2 rRNA genes are annotated in these 386 nt (G+C 54.4%); both read left to right on the top strand.

Features of this window, described 5'->3' with window-relative positions:
* Positions 1 to 132: ribosomal RNA gene (locus AC1DKD_RS42430) — 23S ribosomal RNA — on the top strand; the annotation flags it as partial.
* Between the two features lie 128 nt (positions 133 to 260).
* Positions 261 to 373: ribosomal RNA gene (gene rrf, locus AC1DKD_RS42425) — 5S ribosomal RNA — on the top strand.
* Positions 374 to 386: the final 13 nt, after the last annotated feature.

Below are 386 nucleotides of genomic sequence, written 5' to 3'. Positions count from 1 at the left end.
TGAAGATGAGGATTCCCTGGAGCCTTGAGCTCCTTGAAGGGTCGTTCGAGACCAGGACGTTGATAGGCTGGGTGTGGAAGCGCAGTAATGCGTTAAGCTAACCAGTACTAATTGCCCGTAAGGCTTGATCCTATAACCAGTGTGTTTCTACCTGGTGTGAGTGTCGCGTGCCGCTGCTAGGCAGCTTGGCCGATACGCACAACCCCTACTACATCCCTATTCGCTGCGTTGAACATKGCTCAACGCGGCCACCGTTYATGCCTGGTGACCATAGCGAGTTGGAACCACCCCTTCCCATCCCGAACAGGACCGTGAAACGACTCCACGCCGATGATAGTGCGGATACCCGTGTGAAAGTAGGTAATCGCCAGGCTCTCCCTTGAAAC

The organism is Cupriavidus sp. 05T313, assembly GCF_056396665.1.
Note: the sequence above shows the minus strand (reverse complement) of the source record. Positions and strands in the feature narration are given on the sequence as shown.